Genomic DNA, 25,336 nt, shown 5'->3' on the forward strand with positions numbered 1-25,336 from the left:
TTTTTGATTTCTAGGTTATGGCTCTTCTATCAAATAGAACGCCACAAAAAATTTGATAAGAAGAACTGCCCCGGGTTTTAGCCCCGGTTGAAGCATTGTTTGAGCTCTCCCAAGCCCGAAAATTCGGGCTTGGGAAGCGAGTGCGGAAAACGGGTCGTCGTTTCGGGCTGAAGCCAAATCTTCGGGCTCCTCAAGAAAAATTAACGGATCTTTTTGCTGCGGTTGATAAACCAGTACACGGGTAATCCGAGTAAGATGAGGAGAAAACCGGGCCACGTGTATTGTGGCTTAAACCAGATGAGCAAACCGCAAAAGGCGGTACCGATGACGAGATAAATGATTGGAGTTACGGGATAAAGCCAGGTTTTATAAGGTCTTTCGAGGTTTGGCTGTTTGATTCTTAAATAAATAACGCCGAAAACGGTGATCATATAAAAGAGGACGATCACGAAGGAAATCATGTCGAGCAAATCGCCGTACTGGCCGCTGAGGGCGAGAACGCAGGCCCAAATCCCCTGCATCCAGAGGGATTTTCCGGGCACGTCGTTGGTGTTGTTTTCGATGGCGGATTTAAAGAACAAACCGTCTTTTGCCATGGTTTGGAAAACGCGCGCGCCGGCCAAAACAAGACCGTTGATGCAGCCAAATGTAGAAATCATGACTAAAACCGCCATAATAATCGTCCCGATGTTCCCGAAAATTACTTCGGACGCCGCAACTGCAGGCCGGTTATTGTCGGCAAACGCGATTCCGTCGCGGCCCAGAGCGTTCAGGTAGACCAAATTGACGAGCATGTACAAAACCATGACGACGGTGGTTCCTAAAACCATGGACTTAACGACATTCTTCTTCGGATTTTCTATTTCGCCGGACATGAACGTTACGTTTTCCCAGGCTACAGAACTGAAAACAGAACCTACCATTGCGGCAGCGATGCCACCCAAAAGTGTCACACTTCCGATGGATTCCCAACCGGAGGGAACGAGCTTATTGCCGACTTCCGTACCGAAATTCTGAAAAGCATTCCAGCCGAAACTCATATTTTCCGTCCACTGCGAGTTTTTGATAAGGATAAATCCGAAAATTATGATTCCAAGCAGAGCCAGAACTTTGGACGATGTGAAAACATCCTGCAGAATTTTTCCGTTTTTCAAACCTTTTGTATTGATGAAGGTGAGCAAAAGAATAATGGCAATTGCAAGGATTTGAATCCAGGTTATTTTGAAACCGCCACTTTGGAAGAGCGGTGCAGAATCATTGAGTGCCGGAACAAGATAAGCAGTAAACTTTCCGAAAGCCATGGCTACGGCGGCAATCGTGCCCGTTTGGATGACGGTGAATAATCCCCAGCCGTAAAGGAAGCCCGTCATTTTACCAAAAATTTCGGTAATGTACGTGTATTGGCCGCCTGCTTTGGGGAACATGGCGGAAAGTTCGCCGTACGAAATCGCCGCGGCGACCGTCATGATAGCAGTGATGACCCAAACGGTAATTAACCAATAACCGGAACCTAAATTCCGCATCATGTCCGAACTTACGATGAATATTCCGCTGCCAATCATCGAGCCCATTACGAGCATCGTGGCGTCCCAAAGTTTGAGTTTTTTGTTCATAGCAATCAGATTCAGAGAAGGTTTTTGGTCGTTTTTATTTTGAAAGACGTAAATATATAAATTTTCTGCAATGATGTTGATATTTCCGTAAGACTTCGGTATTGTTTCGTGGGTAAAATTGGGCTTTTAGAAATTGGAGTTAAATTATTTCTTATTTTTGTAAAAATTTACATCAATGAAAAAATTCGTGTTTTTATTAGCCATAGGATTTTCTGCACTGAGTTTCGCTCAGAATACCGACAAGAAAATGGGTCCACCGGAAGGAAATGCTTTGGTTGGCGACGTTTATGGCGCAGAAGTTTCGGCAAAAGCTGAAAAACTCGCTATATCTCCGGCACAACTGGAAAAAAAACTCAACAAAGCCCAAAAAGTTGAAAACGTAGCCGTTAAAGGAAAAGTAATCGACGTTTGCGATAAAAAAGGTTGCTGGTTAACCGTACAGACGGAGGACAACGACAAGTTTTTCGTGAAGATGAAAGATTATGCGTTCTTCGTGCCGACCGCTTTGAAGGGAAAAACAGTCGTTCTGGAAGGCAATGCAGAAACTAAAGTTATTTCTGTAGACGAGCAAAAACATTACGCTGAAGACGCGAAAAAATCGCAGGCGGAGATCGACGCGATTACAAAACCGCAGGAAGAAATCAGATTTTTGGCCAGTGGAATTAAGGTTGTTGATTAATTACAATTCTTATCTCATAATAAAGCGAAGTTTCTACTTCGCTTTTTTTTATTCTATTTTGAAATCGACTTCCGCGTCGAGTTTTGGAAATTTTTTCTCCGAAACGAAACTTTTGCCCGTACAGTCAATTTCCTTCCAGCCTTTTTTTCGACCGATATCGCCGACTTCTACAACGATCGGCACAAAAATGATTTCATCTTCTCCGTCTAAAATTTCTTCTTTATACTGGACGGCGACATCCAAAATACATTCAAAATCCGTGTTGAGTTTTACGTTTCTGTAGATGACATCGTAATGCGTTTCCTTGTTTTCGGGGATTTCTTTGTACACTTCCCAGTTTTGCGTGGAACCTCTTAAGTCGGAAATTGCTTTTAAACCTTCATACAGGGCCATTGTGTAATATTTGCGCGTTCCCTCCCTTTTATAATCGTCCGGAAAATGACCGCCTTCATAAAGAATGGTCGGGATGCCCATTTTTGTAAAATTGTCGCCCGTGGATGTCGGATAAAATTCGTCCGAATATCTGGCGATTTGGTTTGGAAGTTCCGTCTTCAGATTACCGTAAATTTTAGAAATGACCGCCATGGCTTTTTTCCGTGTTTCTGTAATTTCCCGCGTGTGATCCTGCGAGGGCGCAAGGAAGGCCAGCGTGGCCGGATGATGTCCGTCTGTAGTGAAAATGGTGCGTTGCTCGTGCAGATTCAACGCATAATCGTACTGGCCATTGTCGGCGACATCTTTTAGGAGACGAAATTCTTTGCTCGAAAGTTTTAGAAAGTCGCGGTTCATATCGATATCCAGAGCATTTCTACGCGTCCATTTCTCCGATCCGTCCGGATTAAGCATTAAAATAAAATCCAAAGTAATTTTCGACAACAGATTTTCCCGCATTTCGGGTTGATTTTTTAAACTTTCCAGAAGGTCGAGCAGAGCGTGCGTAGCGTTCGATTCATTTCCGTGCATCTGCGACCACGCCAAAATTTTCGTGGGTCCGGTGCCAAGCGTCATTTTAAAAATTGGTTTCTCCAGAGAAGACCTGCCGACTTCTTTTATATGATCGCTGAAATTCGTCTGTAGGTAAATAAATAATTTTTCCGGGGAAATATAGCGGTTTGGGAAATCAGGAGTTTTTCGGTAAACGAAGCGTGAAGCCATATTTCTAAATTTTACATTTTTCAAATTTAATTTTTTTTGAGCGGATTTGAAAATTAACTTTTGTAAATTAGTTAAACAAACTGAAATGTCAGTTTGTCTGTTGGTAAAATTGTGGATTGGTTTATTTTTAATTAAAATCTGTATGTTACAGTAAATCAATTTTATATATCGTTTATTTGATAGTTAAGTTTAGACATACTTTAAGTGAAAATAACGTGTATTTAGCCGTTTGAGGGCTATTAACATAAACAAGTTAACTTTTGTACTTCGCGATTGAGTTGATTTTATTTACAAATGTAAAATAATCCGAAATTGATATTTTAGGTATATTTGCAGACATTTTATACTATGACAAGTGAAACACTTTTTTTGTTAGGATTTCTCCTCTTTATCTCTATCATCCTTGCTTTAGATTTAGGTCTGTTGAATAAGAAATCCGCCACGGTTTCGATGAAACAGGCCGGACTGATGAGTTTTTTCGTCGTTGCCCTGTCGATGTGCTTCTACTTCCTGCTCATCACTTACGGTCACCTACTCCACGGCATTACGAGCATGGAGAAGCTGCAACAGGTTATTACCGCTCATCATCATCCCGTAAAAATTCTTCCGAATGATCTGGAGACGAGTATTCAGCTGTATAACCAAAATTTAGGATTGGAATATCTTACAGGTTACGTTGTAGAATACGCGCTGTCTGTGGACAATATTTTTGTCATGGTTTTAATATTCACCGCTTTTGGCGTTGCGAAGAAAAATTATCACCGCGTTCTTTTTTGGGGAATTCTGGGCGCCATTGTAATGCGGTTTGCCTTTATATTCGTCGGGGCGGCACTTATCGAGAAGTTCGACTGGATCATGTATGTATTTGGCGCGTTTCTCGTTTTTACGGGTATTAAAATGTTCCTGGAAAAAGACAGCGACGAGGAAATCGATACAAAAAATCATCCCGTCGTCCGATTTGCTAACAGGTTTTTTAAAGTTCATGACCATTTTGTCGGCAACAAGTTCTTTGTAACCGTAAACGGCGTGAAGAAATTAACACCGCTTTTCCTCGTACTTTTAATAATAGAAGCCACCGATTTAATCTTCGCCGTCGACAGTATTCCGGCGATCTTTTCTGTAACTAAAGATCCTTACATCGTTTTCTTCTCCAATATTTTCGCGATCATCGGTTTGCGCTCCATGTTCTTTATTCTCTCCGGCATTATCGATAAGTTCCGCTTTCTTAAGATCGGTTTGGCGGCACTGCTCACGTTTATCGGACTGAAGATGATCTTTCACATTTACCTTGAAGAATGGGGCTTTTCAACCACGCATTCGCTCTTCGTTATTGTCGGCATTCTGGCTTCGAGTATCTTCTTTTCCTTAATCTTTCCGGAGCGCATAAAAGACCGAAAACTAAAATTTGATCCGGAAAATGAAGATCATGGACGTTATTAATTAAATTTGTAAACAAGCGAATTAATTCGAAACCAATGCATTATGCGTTGGTTTTACTTTTGTAAAGTGTCTCATAGAAGATTTATTTACAATTGTATTTTATAGTTGTAAAATATAGTTTTACATTTGTAATTATGAATTTAAACGAGAGAATTTCCAAAATCATCGCTTATTCGGAATTATCGGCGTCGGAGTTTGCAGATGAGATCGATGTGCAGCGTTCGAATATTTCTCACATCGCGTCGGGCAGAAATAAGCCGTCGCTGGATTTTTTAATTAAAATAAAAGACCGTTTCCCCGAGCTGCAGTGGGATTGGCTCATTACCGGCGTTGGCGAAATGGTGAAAAATCCGGAACCGGAAACTCTCGCCGATAAGCCCAAAACACCTTCCCTGCCGGATTTATTTTCGCTTATTGATGATGAAAATTTTGGCGTTACAGAATCTGAAGATAAAGTTTCAAAAGAAATTCCGCGAGAATTGGAAATTTCCACGCCGATGCCTGAAAAAGAAAAAATATCCGATTCTCGGCGATTAGAAGCGAGCGAGCAAACAAATACTCCACAAATTACTGAAAACCAACAAAATAACATCAAACGAATCGTTTGGTTTTATGAAAACGGCAAGTTCGAAAGTTTTGAACCTTAAATTAAAATTCAGAAACGATTTTTTAAATTTTTAAAGTTTCAAACATTCTATTAGGCCTCTCAATATTTAGTTCGGCACCCTTCTTCATTATTTTCGTATTTTTGATTTTATACAAAATCATTTTCTATGAAACTGGCTGATCTCGCAAAAGAACTACAAATATCCACCGAAAGTTTTATCAGGTTTATTCAGGATTTCGATCTGGAGCTTTCGGAATGCATCACGACCGATTTCGAAGTAAAACCGGATTTCCTGCGTTTCGCCCGGGAAAACATTTCCTTTCTGAAAAAATATGAAGAAGACCTCGATGAGCAAAAATCGGTAGAAGACATTGCGGCGAACATCAATCAGCCCACGCAGCAGGTTGCAAAAATTCTTGAGACGGAAAAACCCAAAGTTTTTGATAACGGACTCTACAGATCTTCCGTTTCCAGCTACAGCATTGATAATAAGTTGGGCGGAAATTACCAGTTTGTGTATGATTATTTTGGAAAAAAGACCAGTTTAACACAGCGCGATTTCATCGGTTACCGCGATCTCTTCTTCTTTGTGTCGAAAACCCTCGCACCTTTTCTTAATCCGACTCCGCTTACCGACTGGGGAATCCACAGAGCCGCGGGCTCCGTTCTGTACGGTCCTCCCGGAAGCGGCAAAATTTTCTGGGCGAAAAAAATTGCAGAGATTATTCACTATCAATTTAAAGAGGTCAAGAAATATTATTACGGAACTTCTTTTGTAGACGGCAACCAGACAAGTTTCAACGATTATTTGGTCGAAATGATGAAAGAGGAAAAGGTGTTGCTGTTTATGGAAGATTTCGACACGATTATGAATCAGCGCAGCGACCAAAATTCCGTTAAATCCTGTGATGAAGAGACAAAGGCGATTATTTTGCATTACGTGGGACATTTTGAAAAGGAAAACTTGCTTATGGTCGGTTCCGCAACTTCTCTCGTCAATATAGACAAGGAGATTCTTGCGCCGGGCCGGTTCGATGTGGTTATTCCGGTATTCCCGCCGAATCTGCAGGAACGCGCCGAAATGATTTTGTACAGCATGACCGACGACTTAGCACAAGATGCCTTGCTGATGAAAATTTTGGTAAAGAATAATGCTGATAAAATTCCGTTCTGGCAGGAAATCTCCGCCAAAATGCGCGCTTTTTCGAATACGATGATCGTGGACTTCACGCAAAGTTTAAAGAAAAGACTGCGCGACCACTATTTAAGACACGGCTCAGACGATATTAAAATTGACACCAACCTTTTGGATTCCGCGCTTCGGGAAGCGTCTGCAAAGCTGACTGACGAATATTTAAATCAGGTGGCGCAGTTTATAGTGGATGTTTCAATTAACAATCGCGATGATTTTCCCCAAAGAATTGCAGCGCTGAAACAGGAACTGCAACATTACAAAGCCGTCGAAACGCCGCGCAAATCAATTGGTTTTACGCATCAGGAGCAGGAAGACAGGAGCGCAGCAGAAACAAAAAAATAATTCATTGAAGATCAATGAATTATTAAGAAAGTTTATCGCTTTAAAATTACTTTTTAGATTTCTTCGGCACCTTTAGGTCTTTTTCGCGCGCTTCCGAAATGCCTATTGCCACCGCCTGTTTGCGGTCTTTCACTTTGTCGCCGGAAGAAGATTTCAGTTTTCCCTCTTTAAATTCTTCCATCACCTTCCCAATTTTTTTTTGGGCTTTGTCCGAATATTTTTTCTCTGCCATGATTTTTAATTTTAAAATTAAACTTTAACGATTTTATATTCAGCGGATTGCTGCGGAAAAAAGCATCAATTTTTTTGCCATTTTATTTCTGAAAAGGAAGTTTAACAGAAGTTAAGAAAATTACTATCTTTGAAACCTTATCCAAATTTATACAATGAAAAAGTTCTTTTTATCAGTTTCAATTTTAGTTTCGGTGTCTTATTTTACACAGGAAATTACGTTAGATAAAATTTATTCCGGCTATTATCGCGGCAAAGGAATTTCCGGCATCGCGTCTCTGAAAAACGGCGAAAATTATGCCGTCATCGAAGCTGGCGGTATAGCCAAATACTCTTACAAAACCTCTCAGAAAAACGGAAATATTGTGGAGGGAAATTTTCAGTCCTATATATTTAATGAAGACGAATCGAAAATAATGCTTTTAAAGGAAAGCCAGCCGATCTACAGACATTCCTTCTTAGGCAAATTTGATGTGAAAGATTTAAAATCCGGCAAAGTTCTTAATCTGAACAATGGAAATTATGTGCAGGAACCTTCGTTTTCGCCGGATGGTGGCAAGGTTGCATTCATCTCCGATAATAACCTTTTCTATCAGGATTTAAATTCAGGAAAAATTACGCAGATTACAACGGACGGCAAGAAAAATTCAATATTAAACGGACTCGCGGATTGGGTGTACGAAGAAGAATTCGGCCACGCGAAACAATATGAGTGGACGAAAAATTCCGATGCGCTGGTTTTTGTTAAATCCGATGAAACTGAAGTTCCGGAAATGTACATTCCTATTTATGGAAAACAGCTTTATCCGTCGGAAATGAGATTTAAATATCCGAAAGCGGGCGAAAAAAATTCGGTTGTTTCGGCGCATCTTTACCGTTTGGATTCCGCGAAAACGCTTCCTTTAAGTCTGGCCAATTTCAAAAACTACTATATTCCAAATGTTTACAAAACTGCGAAAGCCGATGAAATTATCCTCATCACGTCCGAAAGAACCCAAAATGCTTCTGATGTTTTAAAAGTGAACACCAAAACCGGTAATGTTCAGAAACTATTTACCGAAACGGACGATAAGTGGGTAGATACCGATAATGTAACTTTAGAATTTCTGGACGATGATTCCTTTATCTGGGGTTCCGAACGCGACGGAAACCGCCATCTTTACTGGTACGACCAAAACGGAAAACTGAAAAAGCAGATCACGAAAGGCAACTGGGAGGTTACCGATTATTACGGTTTTAATCCGAAAACGAAAGAAGTTTATGTGCAGACCACGCAAAACGGAAGCATCAACAAAGTGGTTTCAAAAATAAATATCGATACCGGGAAATCTACGCTTCTTTCCAATACCGACGGGACAAACAGCGCCAATTTCAGCGGCAATTACAACTATTTTATTGAGACTTCGTCCTCCGCTGCAAAACCGTACACTTTTGTTTTAAAGGATACCAACGGCAAAACGGTAAAAGAACTTCAGAATAATACCGAACAACTCGAAAAACTCAAAGCCGACAACTGGGTGGAGAGAGAATTTTTTACCATTCCAAACGAGGCCGGCGATCAGATGAACGCCTGGGTGATGAAGCCGAAAAATTTCGACAAAAATAAAAAATACCCGTTGTTTATGTATCAATATTCCGGGCCCGGATCTCAAACGGTAACGAATTCCTGGGATGCCGGAAACGGTTTATGGTTTAATCACCTTGTACAGCAGGGCTACATTGTGGCGTGTGTTGATGGGCGCGGAACCGGCTTTAAAGGCACGAAATATAAAAAAGAAACTTATATGAACCTGGGGAAATATGAAATCGAAGATCAGATTGCCGCCGCAAAATGGTTTGGAAATCAGAGCTATATCGATAAATCCAGAATCGGCATTTTCGGCTGGAGTTTCGGCGGTTACATGGCAAGCTTGGCCCTGACGAAAGGTGCAGATGTTTTCAAAACCGGAATCGCTGTAGCGCCCGTGACGAACTGGAGATATTACGACTCCATTTACACGGAAAGATTTTTAAGAACTCCGCGGGAAAATCCTAAAGGTTACGACGAAAATTCGCCAACCACCTACGCTCAGTTACTGAAAGGAAAATTCCTTTTAATCCATGGGACAGCGGATGACAACGTTCATTTCCAGAATTCGATGGAATTTTCCGAAGCTTTAATTCAAAACAAAAAGCAGTTCGAATTTATGGCGTACCCGGATAAAAACCACGGCATTTTCGGTGGCAACACGAGGCCGCAGCTTTATGAAAAAATGACGAATTTCCTTTTGGAAAATCTTTAAAGATAAACTTCGCAATCAGGCAGAAAGCTCTCTTCGGGGGGCTTTTTAATTAAACTAAATCTATTTCTTAAAATAACTTTAAACATGGCAAAAACGACGACCAGCAAACATCCGAAAGGTTTACCTTACCTCTTTTTTACGGAAATGTGGGAGCGATTCGGTTACTATTTAATCCTCGGAATTTTTGTTCTGTATCTCATCGAACCGCAGGGAATGGGCGGCGGTCTGGGCATTACGGACAAAAACGCCGACGATATTTTCGGTACCTATATCGCGCTTACTTATCTTACTCCTTTTATTGGCGGCTTTTTGGCAGACCGTGTTTTAGGTTATATCAAATCGATTTATCTGGGCGGGATTTTAATGGCGGCAGGTTATATCGGTATGGGAATTTTTAAAGATATGACGTTGTTCTACAGTTCATTGGCTTTAATTATTATCGGTAACGGCTTTTTTAAACCCACCATTTCCACGCTGCTTGGCAATCTCTACAGCGAAGAACCTTACAAAGCAAATAAAGACTCCGGCTACAATATTTTCTACATGGGAATTAACATCGGGGCCTTTATCTGTAATATTATTGCGGCGTTTATGCGCAACAAATTCGGTTGGGGCGAAGCCTTTATTACCGCCGGTGTGGGCATGCTTTTGGGGCTCATCATCTTCACGATCGGTTTAAAGCATTACAGACATGCTGCCGTGATGAAACCAAGCCAGGAAGGTGATACGAAACTTTCGGAGATCTTGTTGAAGGTTTTTGTTCCGGCTTTAATTGCCGGGGCGATCGGTTGGTTTATTCCGGGCAATTTAATTGGAAGTGATTCTACGGACGCGTTTATTTTCGCCACAATTCCTGTAATCTACTTCTATGTTTCGCTTTACTTTAAAGCCAACGCCGAAGAAAAACCTTCCATTGGCGCTTTGCTGTCCATATTTTTGATCTCGATGTTTTTCTGGGCAGTTTTCAAACAAAACGGCACGGCACTTACACGTTGGGCCAATTATTATACGGACCGCAGCGTCACCCCGTCTTTAGAAAAGCCGTTGGAATCTATTTATATGGTCGAAGGTCTGAAATATGAGGATAAAGAAGTGCCGCTTTACGATGAGCAATACCGCGCCGAAAAAGACGAAAATAAGAAAACCATCAAGGTTCAGGGGAAAGACGTTTATTTTAAAAATATCACGCCCGAGAAGCGCGCGACGTTGGAAGCCGGCAGCAACAGCGAAGTCTTTCTTTACAACACCGAATTGTTCCAGTCCGTCAATCCGTTTTGGGTTATTGTGTTAACGCCGTTTGTGGTTGGAGTCTGGATGTTGCTGCGGCGAAAAAATAAGGAACCGACTACTCCATCGAAAATTATTATTGGTCTATTCATCTCTGCGATTTCATGTTTGGTGATGGTTTTGGCCGTTCAGGCCGGACAAAATGGCGCCATCAAAGTTTCTCCTTTGTGGCTTGTTGCAGGTTACGGCGTTATAACGATTGGCGAATTATGTTTATCACCGATGGGTCTGTCCTTCGTGTCGAAATTATCGCCGGCGCGTAGTACAGCGCTGATGATGGGCGGCTTTTTTCTGGCAAACTCCGTAGGAAATAAACTGTCGGGAATTTTGGCGAGCACGTGGTACGATTATGAAAATAAAACGAATTACTTCCTGGTGAATTTTGCGCTCCTAATATTTGCCACCTTGCTTGGTCTGTCGATGTTGAAAAGATTAAACAGAATTATGAAAGAAAAAGGCCATTAGATAACAGCAATAATGAGTATGATAAATCGCAGACAGTTTCTGCGATTTTTTTCTTTAAAGCCGCTAAAAATGTTGGTAAAAACGCAAAAAAAACTATATTTGCTACTCTTAACAAATAATTAACACTTGAAAATGGATAACACTGAAGTTGTAAATACACAGGATGAACTTTTAGAAGGTAAAGCAACAGGCAAACACCCGAAAGGTTTGTGGGTTCTTTTTGGCACAGAAATGTGGGAACGTTTTAACTTTTATGGAATGCGCGCCTTGCTGACGCTTTTCATGGTGAACGCCCTTTTAATGAAAGAAGGAGATGTTACCATTATTTATGGTGGATTTCTTGCGCTTTGTTATTTAACCCCAATGCTGGGCGGTTTTATTGCTGACCGTTTTTTAGGAAACAGATATTGTATTATTATCGGTGGAGCTTTAATGGCAATCGGTCAATTACTCATGTTCCTGAGCGCTTCTTCGTTCGAATCTAACCTGGGATCCGCACAAATGTTAATGTGGGTAGCACTGGGAGTGATTATTTTCGGAAATGGATTTTTCAAGCCCAATATTTCCTCAATGGTCGGAAGCCTTTATCCGAAACAGGAAAAATCAAAATTAGATTCAGCTTTCACCATTTTCTACATGGGTATTAACATGGGTGCATTTTTAGGTCAGTTTATCTGCCCATTTTTAGGCGATGTAAAAGATGCTGACGGTATCAGAGATATTCACGCATTCAAATGGGGCTTCCTTGCCGCTTCGATCGCCATGGTGATCGGAACGCTTACTTTTATCATACTTAAAAACAAATATGTTGTTACGCCGGAAGGCAGACCAATTGGTGGACTGCCAAGCGAAAGTACCGCTGCAGATTTTGAAGAAGGAGAAACTCAAACTGCTCACTTCTCCGGAAAATCAATCGGTTTTGCAGTGGCTATTTTTGTGCTTACTTTCTTTGGATTTCAATATTTGTTCGTAGACCATATCGGATTTGGATCTGTAGGAATGGGCGAATTTGTAAAAGCGATTATTTATCCTTTCATCTACTCTATGGGGCTAGCGTTGGCATTTTTAATTATGTCGGCCACAGAAAATAAGGTGGAAAGAGACCGAATCTGGGTAATTTACATCGTATCCTTCTTTATTATTTTCTTTTGGGCAGCTTTCGAACAGGCAGGTTCATCTTTAACTTTCATCGCTGATAACCAGACAGACCGACACATTTTTGGATGGAATATGCCTCCTTCAATGGTGCAGATTTTCAACGGATTATTTATTGTAATTCTGGCAGTACCCTTCAGTATGCTTTGGGACAAGTTAAGAGCCAATAAAAAAGAACCTGTTTCTCCGCTGAAACAAGCCATCGGTTTGGGTTTAATTGCTTTAAGTTATTTAATCATCGCATATAATGTAAAAGATTTAGGAAACAGCGGACTTCTTGCGGTAAAATGGTTAATCCTGCTTTATTTAATCCAGACGATGGGTGAGCTTTGTTTGTCGCCGATCGGATTGTCGTTGGTAGGTAAACTAGCGCCAAAAAGATTTGCGTCCCTTTTGTTCGGGGTGTTCTTTATTGCAAATGCCGCGGGATACGCTTTATCCGGAACTTTAGGTTCCATCTTGCCGGCAACAGGTGATAAGTTTGTCGCCGCCCAGGAGCAAAATATCGATCTGCAAAAGGTTCTCGATAAAACCTATCAGCCAACGCCGAAAGAACTGTTCTTATTAGCCCAGTCTAATTTGGCAGATACCGATTTTGGCAAGGATGAAAGCCTGAAAAAAGAGGTTCGGGATTTATTTGCCGAAAACAACAAAATCATCGCAGCACAACGCGGAGAGTTCGATACTAAAGTTAAAGAATTGCAAAAGGAAAATCCGGACGCGAAAGTACAGTTCAAAATGGATTTGGCGCAGTTGAAATTTCCATCGGATGATCAGTTGGCGAAAATAAAGAACGATAATGTGATTAAAGCAGAATACAAATCATTTGTCGGATTCGAGATCCGCAATTTGTTTGAATTCTTTATGGTATTTGTAATTCTTTGTGGAATTGCAGGCGCTATTTTAGCCATGATTTCGCCGATCCTCAAAAAAATGATGCACGGCGTAAATTAATTGTGTTAAAAATATAATGATACTAAACCACCGATTATTCGGTGGTTTTTTCTATTTTCGTACGTGCAATTTTATAAAATAAAGTTTCACAAGGTTTTAAATTAAATAATTCAGTCCCTCTTTCCATCAATTTTTACATAATGAATTTAACCCTCGATCAAATACAGGATTTCAAAGGAAAATATCCAAAACAGATATGGTCTCTCTTCTTCTCCGAAATGTGGGAGCGTTTCTGTTTCTACGGAATGCGCGGAATGCTCGTCTTCTTTATGATTTCGCAGCTTAACCTCGACGAAAAGGAAGCAAACTTACAATATGGAGCCACGCAGGCTTTCGTCTATGCTTTTACTTTTGTAGGTGGTTTGTTCGCCGATAAAATTTTAGGGTTCCGGAAATCTCTTTTTTGGGGCGGTTTTTTAATGATCATCGGCAGTTTAATTCTTGCAACAAATCCACATGATTTTTTCTTTGTTGGAATTTCTTTTACGGTTGTCGGAACGGGTTTTTTTAAACCAAATATTTCCACCATGGTCGGCAAACTTTATAAAAATGGAGACAATCGCACCGATGCGGGCTTTTCGCTTTTCTATGCGGGCATTAATTTGGGCGCATTACTCGGTGGTTATCTTTGCATCGCTATCGGAAAGGGAGAATTACTCTCCGGTTTAATCCCCGAAACCTTGCGTTGGAATGTCGCCTTCGGCTTAGCCGCCGTGGTCATGGTAATCAGTTTAGTAAATTTTATTTTTACACAGAGGAAATTAGGTCCCATCGGGCTTCCGCCGCAAAAAGCACTTGCAAACGGCGAACTGGTAGATCTCGAAAAATGGAAGGAATACGGCGTTTATGCGCTCTCCCTGGTTTTTATCCCATTGATCATGGTAATGGTGGCCGAGACGCAGTATACCGATTATTTTATGTATACGGTTGGACCTTTAACACTACTCTATCTTTTTTATGAGATGTCTAAAGTGACTCAACCGGAACGCAGCAAACTTATGGCCGCCTTGATATTCATAATTTTCTCTATCATATTCTGGGGAATTTACGAACAAAGCGGGGGCTCATTAAGTATTTTTGCGGCTCATAATTTAAATCAGGATTTGCTTGGTTTAGACCCCAACGGGGTGAACAATTCCGGGGGTGCATTCTTCATCCTTTTAGTAGCAATTCCTATAGGTTTACTGTGGATTTGGTTGAGCAAGAAGAAAATAGAACCAAATACCGTCATCAAATTTGGTTTAGGTTTTGTCTTTTTGGGTCTCGGATTTTATGCGATTTACGCGACAAAATTCTTCGCAAATGCGGCAGGAGTAACGTCATTAAGTCTCTTTACGATTGCTTTATTTATCATCACGCTGGGAGAAATGTGTTTGTCGCCCATCGGGCTTTCCATCATGACGAAACTTTCTACCCAAAAATTACAGGGAATGATGATGGGACTTTGGTTTCTAGCCTCCGCCTACGGTCAGTATGTGGCCGGACTCATCGGCGCAAACATGGCCACTGCGCGCGAAAGTGCGTCGAATATGGAAAAACTGCAGGCCTACACTTCCGGATATAAAGATTTAGGCTTATACGCCGTAATTGCCGGCGTTGTCCTCATTGCAATTTCCCCACTCGTAAAAAAACTCATGCGGGAGGTGCGGTAAACAAAACAAGGCTCAATTATTGCAACACCAGAAATCATGAAAAAATTCACGCTCTTAATTTTCGTACTGTCCTTTTCCGTTATTTTTGCTCAGGTTAACTGGATGACGTTGGAACAGGCCGTTGCAGCACAGAAAAATACACCGAAAAAGATTGTCATCGATTTTTACGCGGACTGGTGTGCGCCATGTAAAATCATGGATAAAAACACTTATGGTAACCCATTGATCGCGAAATATCTTAATGAAAATTATTATCCGGTGAAATTCAACGCCGAAGAAAAAGAAAACGTCACTTTATTTGGCAGAACTTTTACAAATACAGCATTCGTTGAAGGCAAGAAAAGAAACTCCCTCCACGATCTAACGAAATTCATGAATGTAACGGCCGTTCCGAGCATTGTTTTTCTGGACGAATACAGTATGCCAATTACCATTTTGCAGGGTGCACTTACCGCCAAGGAACTTGAACCCTATATCCCATTCATCGCGAATGACGAGTATAAGAAAATTGACACGCGCGAAAAATGGGAGAACTATCAGAAAAAATTTAAGTCCAGTCTTAAAGATTAATTTAAGCGGTGAATGATTTCGGAAGGACCTGCAAATAATTTTGCAGGTCCTTTTTATTTTAACGAAATTCGCTTCCGAACCTTAAATAAGGTCACCTCCTGAAAACACGCTTTTTGCTCACGTTAGAAACTTCCATAGAATTCTTAAAAGGAATCGGTCCTGAACGCGCCAAATTCATAAAAAATGTCTTGGGACTTTCCACCGTCGAAGACTTCCTCACCTTCTACCCCTTGCGCTATATCGATAAAAGTAAAATTCATAAAGTTGGGGATCTCACAGAAGATGCCGACGCTGAAATCCAGCTAAAAGGCAGAATCACCGAAATCCAGGAAGTCGGTTACGGCCAGGGCAAAAAACGAATGACCGCCAAATTTCGCGACGCATCGGGAACGTTGGAGTTGGTCTGGTTCCGCTACTCCAAATGGATGAAAGAGCAGATTCCATCAAACCAGGAAATTTTCATCTTCGGAAAGATCAATTATTTTAACGGCAGTTATTCAATGGCGCATCCGGAAATTGAGATCGACGAAAAGAAAGCACTCTCCGGCACATTGATGCCTATTTATCCGGGCAGCGAAAAACTGGCAAAGCGAGGCTTAAACAACAAGTTCTTCCAAACAGTTTTGGCAGATATTGTCAAAAACTTACCTTCTATAATTCAGGAAAATCTGCCCGACGCGTTGATGAAAAAACTGAAGATCATCGGCAGAATGCACGCTTTTTATCACATTCACTTTCCGAAAGATCTTGCTCATTTCGACCATGCCAGCCGACGCCTCAAATTTGAAGAAGCCTTTTTTTTTCAGTTGGGGTACGGCCTGAAAAAGCAACATCACAAAGCTTCGGTCCCGGGAAATCCCTTCCCGAAAGTGGGCGTAAATTTCAAAAGTTTCTACGATCATTTTCTTCCTTTTGAATTAACCAACGCACAAAAACGCGTCCTGAAAGAAATCCGCACGGATATGAAAAAGCCCGTTCAGATGAACCGTTTGCTTCAGGGTGACGTCGGCTCCGGAAAAACCATGGTTGCGCTTTTATCTATGCTGATCGCCCTCGACAATGGTTTCCAAAGCTGCATTATGGCGCCGACGGAAATTTTGTCGCAGCAGCATTTCAATTCCATTCAGGAACTTTTAGAAAACACAGACATTAAAGTTCGTCTGTTGACCGGTTCCACAAAAAAGGCTGCAAGAAAAATTATTCATGACGAACTTTTGAGTGGTGAACTTTCCATTTTGGTTGGAACTCACGCGGTTTTGGAAGATATCGTGAAGTTTAAAAATCTGGGATTGGCCATTATCGATGAGCAGCACCGCTTTGGCGTGGCGCAAAGGGCGAGATTGTGGGCGAAAAATAGAATTCCGCCGCATATTTTGGTCATGACGGCAACGCCGATTCCGCGAACCCTGGCGATGAGTTTTTACAGCGACCTTGATGTTTCGGTGATCGATGAGATGCCTGTGGGCAGAAAAGCCATCATCACGGCGCATCGCCGCGAAAAAGACCGGCTTTACGTCTTCCGGTTCGCGAAAGAGGAAATAGAAAAAGGGCGCCAGATTTACTTTGTGTATCCGTTGATTGAAGAATCCGAAACTTTGGATTACAAAAATCTCCTTGAAAATTTCGGTCATATTGTGGAATTTTTCGAAGGGAAAAATGTGACGATGCTTCACGGTCGCATGAAACCCGACGAAAAGGAAGTTGCGATGCAATATTTTGCGTCCGGGAAATCCGAGATTATGGTGGCAACAACGGTTATTGAAGTTGGCGTCAACGTGCCGAACGCTTCTGTGATGATCATTGAAAGTGCGGAACGTTTTGGTCTTTCCCAGCTGCATCAGCTGCGCGGCAGGGTCGGTCGCGGTGCCGAGCAGAGTTACTGTATTTTGATGACGTCGGATAAACTGACGAAAGAAAGCCGAACGCGCATCAAAACTATGACGGAAACGAACGACGGTTTTAAAATTTCGGAAGTCGATATGCAGCTTCGCGGTCCCGGCGACATTTCGGGAACTCAGCAAAGTGGTGTCGTCGATTTCAAAAAATTAGACCTCAGAACGGACGGCAAGATCATCAAAGCCGCAAAAAATGCAGTAGAGCATTTGCTAAAAAGCGACCCGCATTTGGAACAGCCCGAAAATGGCGATCTCCGAAATTACTATTCAAAACAGTATAAAGGCAAAAATAAGTGGAGCAGAATTTCCTGAGGGAAATTAGTTTCCACCTCGTTTGATGGTCCTAAAATCCGTTAAATTCCCCGCCGCCATCATAGATGAATTAAGTTAAAACATATGTTTAAATTTTAATTATTTTGAATACATTTGTTTCCATGAAAAAATTATTTATTCTCGTCTTTTCTGCCCTCTTTTTAACGGTTTTCAGCCAGTCGAAAATTACGGTTTTCAGCGCCGGTAACCGCGCTCCCCTTGCCGATGCGAGTGTAACGTGCAATAATAAATTTTTAGGTAAAACAAATGCGCAGGGTGTTTTGCAGTTTCGCACAAACTGCAATAAAGTGAACGTGAAGGCGCCGGGATTTTTTGAAGATGAAGCTGTTGTAGATAAAGTGATGGAAATTACGCTTTCAAAATCGGATCCGAAAACGCAATCCATTCAGGGCGTCCTTATCGATGATAAAAGCGATCCTTTAGCTTTGGAAATTCTGCGAAAAGTGAATGATAATTACAAAGATAATTCGCCGCAAAGTTTGGACTCTTACTCCTTTAAATCCTACGAAAAAATTTCTTTGGATATTGATGAAGACAGCATCAAACATTACGATCAGTTTCTTAATCGCCGGCTGGATTCTTTGAAGGTGCTGCCCCAACTCGCGCAGTCCAAAGAAGAGAAGAAAGACTCCCTGGAAAGCGTGAATGTGCAGAAATTAATGACTTCGAGTAAACTTTTTCTCTGGGAAAGAGCTTCGGAATTTCTGTTCTCGCAGCAGTATGGCGAAAAAATAAATATTCTGGACAACCGGGTTTCCGGTTTGAAGCAGCCGATCTACGAAATGATGTCTTTGCGTTCGAACAGAAACCGGATTCCAAAGGAAATCCGCGAAGAAAACCGCACGCTTTACCGCTACTTCTTAACCGACTCAATAGACATTGAAGGCCGTAAAAATTACGTCATCCGTTTTCGCCAGGTCGATTACAAGCAACCACGCAACAAAAGAAAATTCAACGGCTATCTTTACGTTGATGCCGAAACATATGGTCTGAAAAAGATAGAAAGCAACAGCAAGAAAAAAAGTGAGGGCAGCATTACGAGCATTTGGAAGCCGATTGACAACAAATGGTTTCTGAGCAAAGAAAATTTAAAATTCAAAATGGGTTCTACCAATTTTGAAACCGAAAAAACGGACAAAAAAGAAGATAAAAAAGACCCTAAAAAGAAACAGAAATACGGGAATTATGTTTTTATCACGGCTGATTATTTCGACTTCAAGACCCCGATAGAGGTCAAGAAAAAAGATTTTTCAGGGTACACGATGGATGTGGAAAATTCCGACGGAAGCCTGCTTGATCAGTACCGCACCGATTCCTTATCGGCTCGGGAAAAGATGACGTACGAAAAAATCGACAGCGTGGGCCGGAAATACAAACTCTATCAAAAAATCAGTGCGCTTACGGGCTTGGTTAAAGGGAAAATCCGCGTGGGAATCGTCGACTTCGATGCCTCAAAAATTATCGCGTACAATCAGTATGAAGGAATACGATTGGGAGCTGCTGCCAAACTTAACGAGAGATTCAACAAATATATTTCGCCGGATGCTTATTTCGCCTATGGTTTAAAAGACAACACGTGGAAATACGGCGCGGGCATCGACTTTAGAACGACGTTGGAAAAAACCTCTTTTTTTCGCGCAGAATACTACAATGATGTTATCGCTGCGGGAAGATTCAACGAAAACCTTTGGAATTTCAAAATGAAAATTATGAATTCCGGCATCGATCTTCAAAACGACCGTTTTTACCATTTCGACGGGTTTAAACTTTCTTATGAGACTGATCTGAGCAACGCGCTAACCGTAAATGTTTCGGCTAAAAAAGACAATGAAGAAGCTAAATTCGATTATAATTATAAAAATCTTGGCTCTCAGTTTGAAAATTTCGCCACGCAGATCACGCTGAAATATTCGCCGAATTCTAAAAATATTATGACGCCTTCAGGCAAATTCACGTACGAGCAAAATTACCCGGAATTTTTTCTAAATTATGAGCAGGGACTGAAAACGCTGGACGGCGACTTCAATTACAGCCGTTTTGATGTTCTGGCACAGCATGTTTTCAAAACCAAAATCGGCGTAACGGGAATCCGTGTTTATGGCGGTTTATTCACGGGTGAAGCTCCAATTTGGCACAATTTCGCGATGAATGGTTTAGGAAGCGGAAAAGACGGACTCAACTTCAATCTCACGTCTTTCTTAGGTTTTGCAACCATGGAAGGCGGCAGATATTATAACGATAAGTTCACCGGATTTTATTTAACACACCGGATTCCATGGTATTTCAAGACGTTCGGGAAGAATATTTCCAGTTTCGATATGGTGTACAGAGGCGTGATCGGCGATATGAAGAACCCGAAAGATCACCAGTTTCAGTTCCAGAAACTCGATCACTATTACCAGGAAATCGGTTTGGAAAGCAATAACTTTTTAGGCTCGCCTTTTAATCTGGGCTTCTTTTACCGTGTTGGGTATTACGCGACTGATACCTTTAAACAAAATTTCGCCGTGCAGCTTAAACTTAACTTTTTAGGATTTTAAATATGGAAATTGTACAGATTAAAGCGTCAGGTTTTTTCGAACTGTTGAAAATGAAAGACACTTCCATGTGGGAAATTTTCGCTCAGATGATTGGCGCGGAAGAGAAACAGATTGTTTTTCTGGATGACGAGGAAAAGATGTTGTTCACTTACATTTTGCCCAATAATCTCGAACAGCTTGACACAGACCGGGAAAAATTTGCGGCGGAATATTCCGGGAAGTTATCGGGAATGAACTAAAGTTGCAGAAAAGAATCGATGGTTTTTTTCGCTTCGGCGACATCGTGAACGCGCAGAAGTTTCGCGCCTTTTTCTAAAGCCTTTAGGTGAAGTTTCTGCGTTTCTTCGTTGATATCGAAAGGCGATTTTCCCAGAGGTTTATATATAAAAGATTTGCGTGAAATACCAATGAGCAACGGATTTTTTCCAAAACCTATGAATTCGGTTTCGTCTAAAAGCTGATGTTGCTGGTCTACCGTCTTTCCGAAACCAAAACCCGGATCGAGTATAATGTCTTTCACACCCAAACCTTCCAGTTCCTGAATTTTTTTTGAAAAATACCGGTTGAGCAACAAAAGCACGTCACCCTCGAGCAGTTTGTCGTGCATAGCGCCGTACGTCGCATTGCTATGCATTAAAATGTAGGGAAGCTGAGTTTTGGCCACCGTTTCGAACATTTCCGCATCAAAATTTCCGCCGGAAATATCGTTCACAATATCGATTCCTTCCTCAAAACCAAACTTCACGACGTCCGCGTAAAAAGTATCCAAAGAAATGAAAGCCTCTGGAAATTCTTTTTTAAGCGTTGAAATTAATTTCCCGAGACGCAAAATTTCGGTTTCCGCAGATAAAAATTCTGCTTTTGGCCGCGTCGACTGTGCGCCAATATCGATAAGGGTTGCGCCTTCGTTCAACATTTTTTCAACCTGCAGAAGAGCAGATCCTTCTTCCATATATTTTCCGCCATCGGAAAAAGAATCGGGCGTCAAATTCAGGATTCCCATGATTTTAGGCGCAGATAAATCCAACAGTTTCCCCCTGCAGTTCACGGAATGAAAAGCCTCGGCAGGATGTGTAAAATGTGCAAAATTCATTTGGTAAAAATACATTTTATCCCCATGATCGCCCAATAACTGTCACCCAAAATTCTTATCTTTGAAAAGTTTAGAAATTTTATGCAGAAAACATCGAAACAGTTCGACGAAATCATCCAAGGTTGCCGAAGTTTATTCAGTAAAAAACTTCAGGATTACGGCGCGTCTTTTCGCGTGCTCCGAACGCCTTCTTTAACGGATCAAATTCTCATCAAAGTAAAAAGTTTGCGCAATTTTCAGCTGACGAATATTTCTAAAGTGGGCGAATCTGAAGAAGAAAATTTCATGGCCATCGTCAACTATTCGATTATTGGGTTAATTCAGCTGGAAAAAGGTTTTGCTGATGATTTCAAACAGGATGCGGAAGAAATGCTGAACCTTTACGACAAATTCGCCACGGAAGCGAAAGATTTAATGCTGAGAAAAAACCATGATTACGGCGAAGCGTGGCGCGATATGCGCGTCTCCTCCATCACCGATCTTATTTACCAAAAAGTTTTGCGTACGAAACAGATCGAGGATAATGCCGGTGCAACCCTAGTTTCAGAAGGAATTGATGCGAATTATTTCGACATGCTGAATTACGCTGTTTTCTGCCTCATCAAATTCTCCGAAGAAAAAGAAATATTTAAACCGAAATTAATTTAAATATGTTTAAAAATATACTGCGCATCATTACAGCCCTTGTTTTTCTCGCTTCCGGATTTGTGAAAGCCGTGGATGTTGTGGGTTTTTCCTTTAAACTGGAAGAATATTTTTCGCCTTCTGTTTTCAACATGCCATTTTTCGAGAAACAGGCTTTGATCATTGCCATTGTGGTGGTGGTTCTGGAATTGGTTTTGGGCTTTTTATTGTTGATTAAAAGCCGCCTTAAAATAACACTGATGTCTTTGATCGCGCTGTGCGTTTTCTTTGCCTTTCTCACTTTTTATTCCGCCTATTTCAATGTTGTAACCGACTGCGGATGTTTTGGCGATGCGCTGAAACTTGAGCCGTGGCAAAGTTTTTGGAAAGATATCATTCTTCTGATCGCGCTGATTATTTTATGGATTTTGTACCGAAATAATTTTGTAGAGAATATAAGGAGAAGAAATTTCATTACCTACCTTTCCGTATTTGCTTTCCTGATGATGGTTTTCGTCATCACCTGGGGTATTACGCACGAACCGTTGATTGATTTCCGCGACTATAAAACCGGGACTGACCTGAAAGCGGAAAAGGCAAAGATTGAAAAGGATCCATCGGAGTTTAAAACATTTTATTCTTTAAAAAACACGAAGACGGGCGAAGTTTTGGCCGTTAATCAGGATGATTACGTGAATGATAAAAAATATTGGGAACAAGGGTCGCCCTGGAAAATTGAAGAGGGAAAAACGACTTCAAAAATTGTGAAAGAGGGATACGAATCCGAGATCGCAAAATTTAAACCTGAAAGTCCGGACGGAATGGATTTAACGCAGGAAATATTAAATGCACCGAAAGCAGTTTTGATATTTTCCTACCAGCCTCAAAATCTGGATTCGGAACTTCTGGCGAAAACTGAAGCGAAAGTAAAAACCAACAAAGATGCCTATATTTTGGGCGTCTCTACGAATCCGGCAACGTTTAAAAGCCTCAATAATGCGATGATGGACGGCACTGCCATTAAAACGATCGCACGGAGCAATCCATTTGTTTTAACTTTAGAGAACGGAAAAATTGTGGACAAACGCTCCGCAAAAGATTATTTAAACTATTAAAAAAATATAAAACTAAAAGATAGATATGCAAAAATCAAATAAATCCATTGCAGGTTACCACATTTTAATGATTCTTTCTTCTGTAGACGGCGAGTTTGCGCCCGAAGAAGGGTTAAAACTTCAGGAATATTTGGCGGATGAATTTCCGTTCAAAATAGATCTGGACGACGAACTGGACGTAATCGCGACTTTGCAGCCCGAGGAGTGGAAAGCTCATTTCGAGTTTCACGCTCAATGTTTTTTCGACGATTCTACCGAAGAGGAGCGACAGGATTTCATGAAGTTCGCCAAATCGTTGATTAAAGCCGATGATACAGTGAGCGATCAGGAGCACGATTACTACATGATCTTAAAAAAAATCTGGAAGCTGAATTAATTGAAAAGAGAACGAATCGATTTAATATTTACCTGAAATTATGAGAAAAAATATCGTTGTCGGAAACTGGAAAATGAATAAAAACGTGATTGAAGCCCAACAGTTGATGTTTCAATTGCTTCATTACAGGAAGAAATCCACGCCAAATTGCGAGATCTGGATCGCACCGCCTTCTTTGTATTTAATGATGGCTAAAGACATTTACGAGCAGAATGAAATTGGTGTTTTCGCGCAGGATATGAGCGAATATGAAAGTGGCGCGTATACCGGTGAAATTTCTGCCGACATGCTGGAAGCCATTGGGGCAACCGGCGCGATCATCGGACATTCCGAGCGCAGACAATATCATGGAGAAACCGATTCGCACTGCAACAAAAAAATAAAACTCGCTTTGGATAAAGGCTTAACGCCGATATACTGCAATGGCGAAACTTTGGAGCAGAGGAAATCCGGCAAGCATTTAGAAGTTGTGAAAAATCAGACAGAAGTAGCACTTTTCACGCTTTCTGCCGACGAAATTAAAAAAGTCGTTATCGCGTACGAACCGGTTTGGGCCATCGGAACGGGCGAAACCGCCTCGCCTGAACAGGCGCAGGAAATCCATGCTCACATCCGTAATTTGATTGCCGATAAATACGGAAAAGAAGTCGCTGAGGAGATTTCCATTTTATACGGTGGCTCTGTAAAGCCCGAAAATGCGAAAGAAATATTCTCCCAACCCGATATCGACGGTGGTTTGATTGGGGGCGCTGCTTTGAAAATTGACGATTTTGCAAAAATTATTGAAGGATTTGAGAAATAGGATCCTCACCCTAAATCCCTCTCCGGAGGAGAGGGACTTTTTAAGAAGTTTATAATGAGGAATGTTGTTTTTAAATCTAGTAAAAAAATATTTTTTTCAGAAGGCTGATTTTGAATTCAAATTAAGTTGACCTAAAGACTAATAAAAATTCGGAAGCAATTGATTGCTTCCGAACTTTTATTACGTTTCTTATTAAACCAAGAATTTATTTCTCCGTTTTTCTCATCAGAACTTCATCTACCATGCCGTATTCTTTGGCTTCTGTGGAAGTCATCCAGTAATCCCGGTCTGAAGCTTTTTCCACCCATTCGTAGGTTTGGCCGGAATGTTCGGAGATGATGTCGTACAGTTCTTTTTTCAGTTTGAGCATTTCTCGCAAATTGATCTCCATATCGGAAGCAACTCCCTGCGCGCCACCGGAAGGTTGGTGAATCATCACCCGCGAGTGTTTCAGCGCGGAACGTTTTCCCTTTTCACCTGCAACCAGCAGAACCGCACCCATTGAGGCTGCAATTCCGGTACAAATCGTCGCAACGTCAGGTTTGATGATTTGCATCGTATCGTAAATTCCCAGACCCGCATAAACACTTCCACCGGGAGAGTTGATGTAGATCTGAATATCTTTCGACGCATCAGAACTTTCGAGGAAAAGCAACTGTGCGGTTACAATATTCGCCACCTGATCATCGATTCCTGTGCCGAGAAAAATAATGCGGTCCATCATCAAACGCGAAAACACGTCCATTTGAGCCACATTCAAACGTCTTTCTTCCATAATATACGGCGTCAAATTGCTGGGTCCGTACATTCCCATATACTGATCCGTGGCCAGGCCGCTGTTTCCTAAATGCTTTACAGAGAAATCTCTGAAATCTTTTTTTATATCCATTCTATTTTTTTATTTAAAACTAAAAGTCCACGTTTTTCCAGT

At 41.3% G+C, this 25,336-nt stretch carries 21 protein-coding genes; 16 read left to right on the plus strand and 5 right to left on the minus strand.

Annotation, left to right across the window (positions count from 1 at the left end):
* Positions 1-200: 200 nt before the first annotated feature.
* Positions 201-1,613 carry an APC family permease gene (locus L0B70_RS00090; RefSeq protein WP_235142290.1) on the minus strand — a complete coding sequence of 471 codons (1,413 nt, stop codon included), beginning with the start codon at positions 1,611-1,613 and terminating at the stop codon, positions 201-203.
* A 175-nt stretch (positions 1,614-1,788) separates the two neighbouring features.
* Here L0B70_RS00090 and L0B70_RS00095 point away from each other — a divergent pair, with 175 nt between their 5' ends.
* Positions 1,789-2,292 (plus strand): DUF4920 domain-containing protein, encoded by a 504-nt coding sequence (locus tag L0B70_RS00095; RefSeq protein WP_235142291.1) that lies wholly within the window; start codon positions 1,789-1,791, stop codon positions 2,290-2,292.
* Between the two features lie 48 nt (positions 2,293-2,340).
* Here the strand turns inward: L0B70_RS00095 and L0B70_RS00100 are convergent, their stop codons facing one another.
* Positions 2,341-3,447 carry a M14 family zinc carboxypeptidase gene (locus tag L0B70_RS00100; protein ID WP_235142292.1) on the minus strand — a complete coding sequence of 369 codons (1,107 nt, stop codon included), beginning with the start codon at positions 3,445-3,447 and terminating at the stop codon, positions 2,341-2,343.
* A gap of 348 nt (positions 3,448-3,795) precedes the next feature.
* Here L0B70_RS00100 and L0B70_RS00105 point away from each other — a divergent pair, with 348 nt between their 5' ends.
* The 3 genes from L0B70_RS00105 to L0B70_RS00115 all read left to right on the plus strand — a co-directional run bounded on the left by L0B70_RS00105 (position 3,796) and on the right by L0B70_RS00115 (position 7,031).
* Complete coding sequence (locus tag L0B70_RS00105) at positions 3,796-4,887, plus strand: TerC/Alx family metal homeostasis membrane protein (protein WP_235142293.1); 1,092 nt, start codon at positions 3,796-3,798, stop codon at positions 4,885-4,887.
* 134 nt (positions 4,888-5,021) lie between these two features.
* A complete protein-coding gene (locus L0B70_RS00110; RefSeq protein ID WP_235142294.1) occupies positions 5,022-5,534 on the plus strand; it encodes a helix-turn-helix domain-containing protein in 513 nt (170 codons plus the stop codon).
* A gap of 126 nt (positions 5,535-5,660) precedes the next feature.
* The gene (locus L0B70_RS00115) at positions 5,661-7,031 is read left to right on the plus strand and encodes an AAA family ATPase (RefSeq protein ID WP_235142295.1); all 1,371 of its coding nucleotides are present in this window, start codon (positions 5,661-5,663) and stop codon (positions 7,029-7,031) included.
* A gap of 46 nt (positions 7,032-7,077) precedes the next feature.
* On the opposite strand, the gene L0B70_RS00120 is transcribed toward L0B70_RS00115, so the two are convergent.
* Positions 7,078-7,263 (minus strand): DUF6496 domain-containing protein, encoded by a 186-nt coding sequence (locus tag L0B70_RS00120; protein WP_235142296.1) that lies wholly within the window; start codon positions 7,261-7,263, stop codon positions 7,078-7,080.
* A 154-nt stretch (positions 7,264-7,417) separates the two neighbouring features.
* Between L0B70_RS00120 and L0B70_RS00125 the strand changes: the two genes are divergently transcribed.
* The 8 genes from L0B70_RS00125 (at position 7,418) to L0B70_RS00160 (ending at position 20,634) form a co-directional block, all read left to right on the plus strand.
* Positions 7,418-9,544 carry a S9 family peptidase gene (locus L0B70_RS00125; protein WP_235142297.1) on the plus strand — a complete coding sequence of 709 codons (2,127 nt, stop codon included), beginning with the start codon at positions 7,418-7,420 and terminating at the stop codon, positions 9,542-9,544.
* A gap of 84 nt (positions 9,545-9,628) precedes the next feature.
* Complete coding sequence (locus tag L0B70_RS00130) at positions 9,629-11,296, plus strand: peptide MFS transporter (protein ID WP_235142298.1); 1,668 nt, start codon at positions 9,629-9,631, stop codon at positions 11,294-11,296.
* 132 nt (positions 11,297-11,428) lie between these two features.
* Entirely contained in the window at positions 11,429-13,405 is a 1,977-nt protein-coding gene (locus L0B70_RS00135; RefSeq protein WP_235142299.1) for a peptide MFS transporter, read from the plus strand.
* Between the two features lie 140 nt (positions 13,406-13,545).
* Positions 13,546-15,057 carry a peptide MFS transporter gene (locus L0B70_RS00140; protein WP_235142300.1) on the plus strand — a complete coding sequence of 504 codons (1,512 nt, stop codon included), beginning with the start codon at positions 13,546-13,548 and terminating at the stop codon, positions 15,055-15,057.
* 36 nt (positions 15,058-15,093) lie between these two features.
* The gene (locus L0B70_RS00145) at positions 15,094-15,627 is read left to right on the plus strand and encodes a thioredoxin fold domain-containing protein (protein WP_235142301.1); all 534 of its coding nucleotides are present in this window, start codon (positions 15,094-15,096) and stop codon (positions 15,625-15,627) included.
* Between the two features lie 113 nt (positions 15,628-15,740).
* A complete protein-coding gene (gene recG, locus L0B70_RS00150; RefSeq protein WP_235142302.1) occupies positions 15,741-17,834 on the plus strand; it encodes an ATP-dependent DNA helicase RecG in 2,094 nt (697 codons plus the stop codon).
* Positions 17,835-17,956: 122 nt separating this feature from the next.
* Complete coding sequence (locus L0B70_RS00155) at positions 17,957-20,395, plus strand: DUF5686 family protein (RefSeq protein WP_235142303.1); 2,439 nt, start codon at positions 17,957-17,959, stop codon at positions 20,393-20,395.
* A gap of 2 nt (positions 20,396-20,397) precedes the next feature.
* Complete coding sequence (locus L0B70_RS00160) at positions 20,398-20,634, plus strand: hypothetical protein (RefSeq protein WP_235142304.1); 237 nt, start codon at positions 20,398-20,400, stop codon at positions 20,632-20,634.
* Here L0B70_RS00160 and folP read toward each other — a convergent pair.
* The gene (gene folP / locus L0B70_RS00165; protein WP_235142305.1) at positions 20,631-21,488 is read right to left on the minus strand and encodes a dihydropteroate synthase; all 858 of its coding nucleotides are present in this window, start codon (positions 21,486-21,488) and stop codon (positions 20,631-20,633) included. The two genes, L0B70_RS00160 and folP, sit on opposite strands and share 4 nt — an antisense overlap.
* 81 nt (positions 21,489-21,569) lie before the next feature.
* Between folP and L0B70_RS00170 the strand changes: the two genes are divergently transcribed.
* Genes L0B70_RS00170 through tpiA form a run of 4 tightly spaced genes read left to right on the plus strand, consistent with a single transcriptional unit; the run spans position 21,570 to position 24,405 of the window.
* On the plus strand, positions 21,570-22,136 hold the full coding sequence (locus L0B70_RS00170) for a DUF1599 domain-containing protein (protein ID WP_235142306.1): 567 nt from the start codon (positions 21,570-21,572) through the stop codon (positions 22,134-22,136).
* Positions 22,137-22,138: 2 nt separating this feature from the next.
* Positions 22,139-23,227 (plus strand): BT_3928 family protein, encoded by a 1,089-nt coding sequence (locus tag L0B70_RS00175; RefSeq protein WP_235142307.1) that lies wholly within the window; start codon positions 22,139-22,141, stop codon positions 23,225-23,227.
* 25 nt (positions 23,228-23,252) lie between these two features.
* Positions 23,253-23,603, plus strand: a complete 351-nt coding sequence (locus L0B70_RS00180) for a TerB family tellurite resistance protein (protein ID WP_235142308.1) — start codon at positions 23,253-23,255, stop codon at positions 23,601-23,603.
* A gap of 40 nt (positions 23,604-23,643) precedes the next feature.
* Positions 23,644-24,405 (plus strand): triose-phosphate isomerase, encoded by a 762-nt coding sequence (gene tpiA / locus L0B70_RS00185; RefSeq protein ID WP_235142309.1) that lies wholly within the window; start codon positions 23,644-23,646, stop codon positions 24,403-24,405.
* Positions 24,406-24,610: 205 nt separating this feature from the next.
* On the opposite strand, the gene clpP is transcribed toward tpiA, so the two are convergent.
* Positions 24,611-25,294, minus strand: coding sequence for an ATP-dependent Clp endopeptidase proteolytic subunit ClpP (gene clpP / locus L0B70_RS00190; protein WP_235142310.1), 684 nt, complete (start codon positions 25,292-25,294; stop codon positions 24,611-24,613).
* Positions 25,295-25,336 lie beyond the last annotated feature (42 nt).

The organism is Kaistella sp. 97-N-M2 (assembly GCF_021513235.1).
Taxonomy (GTDB): Bacteria; Bacteroidota; Bacteroidia; order Flavobacteriales; family Weeksellaceae; genus Kaistella.